Genomic DNA, 4255 nt, shown 5'->3' on the forward strand with positions numbered 1-4255 from the left:
ATAACTTATCCGAATTTTTGTTTAGATTGGGAAATCGGCAATAAAATCGATGCCGGTTTTTTCAGCCAGACCAAAACAGATATTCATATTCTGAACTGCCTGGCCAGCGGCGCCTTTAATCAGGTTGTCGATGGCCCCCACCACAATGACGTGGTTGGTCCGGGGATCGATGGTCATGCCGATGTCGCAATAATTGGTACCTTTTACCCAGCGGGTTTCCGGCATCCGGTTTTCAAGAATTCTGACAAAATATTCATCGTGATAGAATTCCCGGTAAATCGCCTTTACCTCTTCCAAGCTCAGGTCTGCGGTTAACTTGGCATAGGATAAGGCCAGAATTCCCCGGTTCATCGGAACCAGATGGGGGGTGAACAGAATATTGAAGTCCTGCCCGTTTAACAGCCGCAATTCTTGCTCAATTTCCGGGGTATGGCGATGGGTCCCGATTTTGTAAGCCTTGATGGTTTCATTGCACTCAGAATACATCAGCTCGGTTATCGTTCCCCGGCCGGCTCCGGTTACCCCGGATTTGGCATCGACGATAATACTGCTGGTATCAATGAGATTATTTTTTAAAAGCGGTGCCAGGCTTAAAATGCTGCAGGTTGTATAGCAGCCGGGATTCGAAATAAGCTGGGCTTTTTTGATCTCCTCCCGATGCAATTCGCATAATCCGTAAACCGCTTCATTCAGTAATGGATGGTTAAAATGTTCGGTTTTGTACCAGTCTTCATAGACATCAATATCCTTAAGGCGGAAATCAGCGCCAAGATCAATTACCTTTGTTTTCTCGAGCACATCCGCCGTAACCGTTTTGGATGCAATGCCATGAGGCAAAGCCAGAAATACCACATCCGACTTTTCTGCCAGCACCTTGATGTCCGTTGCTTCGCAAACAAGATCGGTAACTGCTTCAAAATTTCCGTAGACATCACTAAATTTCTGCCCGGAAAAGCTTCTGGTTCCGATTGTCACCACTTCTACTTCTGGATGCCGCATTAAAATTCGGATCAGTTCCTGTCCGGCATAACCAGTTCCTCCGATTACAGATGCTTTAATCATATTAATTTACCTTTCCTTTCTTAAATGCCATTGTTTAAGAATAGTAAGAGTTTAGGCAAATCGAGGCGCACAATCTATTCCCATCAGGAATCGATACGGGGTTTATCTACAATCTTAATATTCTTTTTATTCCAATTAATAATCTATCAACACAATTACTTTAAACATTTATTTTACCAAAATAAATGAGGTCTGTCTGTCTTTTATGAAATTTATTAATATCTTATTTCTGTATTATACTCGACTTATTATGCATAATCAAGCGTTTTTATGCATAATTATTAACGTTTAATATGTTTTTTCTTTTTATACTTGCATTTATCATAAAATGATTGTATAATCATTCATGTAATTAAGTTTATTATACAAAAGCGATTATTATCAGGAGGATATAAAATTGAAGAAAAAAGTAATTCTTGCCTATTCCGGTGGATTGGATACCACAACTATTATCCCATGGCTTAAAAACACCTACGACTACGAAGTTATTGCCGTATGTGTGGATGTCGGACAGGGCACTGAACTGGACGGCCTCGAAGAACGAGCCCTTGCTTCCGGCGCCAGCAAGTTATATATCGAAGATGTTACCGATGAGTTTGTCGAAGACTTTGTCTGGCCGGCTCTTAAAGCTGATGCTATTTATGAAAAAAAATATTTATTGGGCACTTCCCTGGCTCGTCCCTTAATTGCCAAGGTGCTGGTAAAATATGCAGAACTGGAAGGCGCCGAAGCCATCTGTCATGGCGCTACCGGTAAAGGCAATGACCAGGTCCGTTTTGAACTCACTATTGGCGCTTTGGCACCACAACTAAAAATCATCGCCCCCTGGCGAATTTGGGATATTAAATCCCGTGAAGATGCCATGGACTATTGTGTCATGCATGATATCAAGGTGCCGATGTCGATCAGCAACAGCTACAGCCGTGATAAAAACATCTTACATATGAGTCATGAAGGTCTGGAGTTGGAAGATCCATCTTTAGAACCACAATATAAAAAATTACTGCAGATGACAACCCCATTGGAAGAAGCACCAGACGAAGCGGAAATTGTCAGTCTTGACTTTGAAGAAGGTATTCCGGTTCGATTAAACGGTGTTGAAATGACTGGCCGGGAACTGCTTGAACAACTTAACATCATCGGCGGTCGTCACAGTATTGGTGTTGTGGATTTAATTGAAAACCGGGTAGTTGGGATGAAATCCCGTGGGATTTATGAAACCCCCGGCGGTTCAATCCTTTATAACGCCCACGAAGAATTGGAACACATGTGTCTGGATCGTCAAACCTTCGGCTTTAAACAACAAGCTGCCGTTAAGTTTGCCGAGTTAGCCTATAATGGCGAATGGTACACGCCCCTTCGTGAAGCTCTAACCGCTTTTGTGGATGAAACCCAAAAAACAGTTACTGGTAATGTTCGTCTGAAATTATATAAGGGTAATATTATTCTCATTGGTGTTGCTTCACCTTATTCACTTTACAATGCTGAAATTGCCAGCTTTACCACTGGCGATCTATATGATCATAAAGACGCTGAAGGATTTATCCATTTATTTGGCTTACCGCTTAAGGTTCGCGCTTTAATGCGACTCAGCCGAGAAGAAAAAGGGGAATAAAATAACATGAAAAAAATGTGGGGAGGTCGGTTTTCTAAAAAAACCGACCTTTTAACTGATGATTTTAACTCGTCCATATCCTTTGATCAACGCCTGTACAAACAGGACATCACTGGAAGTATTGCCCATGCCCGAATGCTTGGGAAACAGAATATTATCGATTCCAAAGAAGCTGACCAGATTATCGAAACCCTGGAAGCGATTCTTCTCGACATTGAAGCCGGAAACATCGAATTTTCGGTATCGATGGAAGATATTCATATGAATGTTGAAGCCATTCTGACCGAACGAATTGGTGATGTCGGCAAAAAACTCCATACCGGTCGCAGCCGCAACGATCAGGTTGCCACCGACATGCGCCTCTATGTTAAAGAGATTGCCGATGACAGCAAGTCACTGATCCAGAATCTGATTCTCACCCTGCTGGACCTGGCTGAAGATCATACCAATACCATCATGCCGGGCTATACCCACCTGCAACGGGCCCAACCAATCACCTTCAGCCATCATCTGATGGCTTATGTCGAAATGTTCAAGCGGGACATGATCCGAATGGCCCAAGTAAAAGCCATGGCCGATACCTTGCCACTTGGTTCAGGTGCTTTAGCCACTACCACCTATCCACTGGATCGGGAAGCGGTGGCAGCAGAACTGGACTTTGCCTTTGTTTCACTAAACAGTCTGGATGGGGTTTCTGACCGGGATTTCTGTCTTGATTTCCTGGAAGCTGCCTCTGTTTTAATGATGCACCTCAGCCGTTTTTCGGAAGAGATTATCCTCTGGTGCAGCAGTGAGTTTAATTTTATCACCTTAGATGATGCCTTCAGTACCGGGAGCAGCATTATGCCACAGAAAAAAAATCCCGATATTGCCGAACTGGTTCGCGGCAAAACCGGCCGGGTTTATGGAAACCTGATGGGTCTGTTGACCACCATGAAAGGCATTCCGCTGGCTTATAATAAAGATATGCAGGAAGATAAGGAACCGGTATTCGATACCTTTGATACCATTAAAATCTGCCTGATCACCTTTGCCAAAATGATCAAAACGCTGACCGTTAATAAAGCCACGATGAAAAAAGCTGCCGCCGGCGGATTTTCCAATGCCACCGATGCCGCCGATTGGCTGGTTAAACATGGGGTTGCCTTTCGTGACGCCCATGAAATCATCGGCAAGCTGGTGTTTTTTGCTTTGGAACAGCAAAAAAGTCTGGACGAACTGACCATTGAAGAGTATAAAAGTGTGTCACCGGTTTTCGATGAATCCATCTTTGCCGCCATTGATTTGAACGTCTGTGTCAACCAACGAAATATTATTGGTGGACCGGCTGAAGAGCAGGTTCGAAAAGCGATTGCCCTTAATCGTCAATGGCTTGCTCAAAACTAGAATTTTAAGTTTGCTTCGCCATGCCCTGTCAATTAGCACACATTATTTTTTCACTTACTTTGTCTTGTTTTTCACAAAGAACTATGGTATTATTTAGAATAAATAAATTTGCTATTAAACTAAACTAAAATAATGAAATAGAGAGTATGATATGGGAAAATACAAGGTTGGTAAAGAAACAAAGGAAAAGAT

General features: G+C 42.8%; 3 protein-coding genes. 2 read left to right on the forward strand and 1 reads right to left on the reverse strand.

Features of this window, described 5'->3' with window-relative positions:
• Nucleotides 1–21: 21 nt before the first annotated feature.
• The gene (gene argC, locus ACEW8F_RS16290) at nucleotides 22–1062 is read right to left on the reverse strand and encodes an N-acetyl-gamma-glutamyl-phosphate reductase (protein WP_373484518.1); all 1041 of its coding nucleotides are present in this window, start codon (nucleotides 1060–1062) and stop codon (nucleotides 22–24) included.
• Between the two features lie 391 nt (nucleotides 1063–1453).
• Here argC and ACEW8F_RS16295 point away from each other — a divergent pair, with 391 nt between their 5' ends.
• Nucleotides 1454–2677 carry an argininosuccinate synthase gene (locus ACEW8F_RS16295; RefSeq protein ID WP_373484520.1) on the forward strand — a complete coding sequence of 408 codons (1224 nt, stop codon included), beginning with the start codon at nucleotides 1454–1456 and terminating at the stop codon, nucleotides 2675–2677.
• Nucleotides 2678–2683: 6 nt separating this feature from the next.
• The gene (argH, locus tag ACEW8F_RS16300; RefSeq protein ID WP_373484519.1) at nucleotides 2684–4063 is read left to right on the forward strand and encodes an argininosuccinate lyase; all 1380 of its coding nucleotides are present in this window, start codon (nucleotides 2684–2686) and stop codon (nucleotides 4061–4063) included.
• Nucleotides 4064–4255: the final 192 nt, after the last annotated feature.

The organism is Acetobacterium sp., assembly GCF_041752335.1.
GTDB lineage: Bacteria > Bacillota > Clostridia > Eubacteriales > Eubacteriaceae > Acetobacterium.

Bases quoted from the DNA above. Each gene is read 5' to 3' on its own strand.
- argC (WP_373484518.1), bottom strand. From the start codon at position 1,062: ATGATTAAAGCATCTGTAATCGGAGGAACTGGTTATGCCGGACAGGAA.
- argH (WP_373484519.1), top strand. From the start codon at position 2,684: ATGAAAAAAATGTGGGGAGGTCGGTTTTCTAAAAAAACCGACCTTTTA.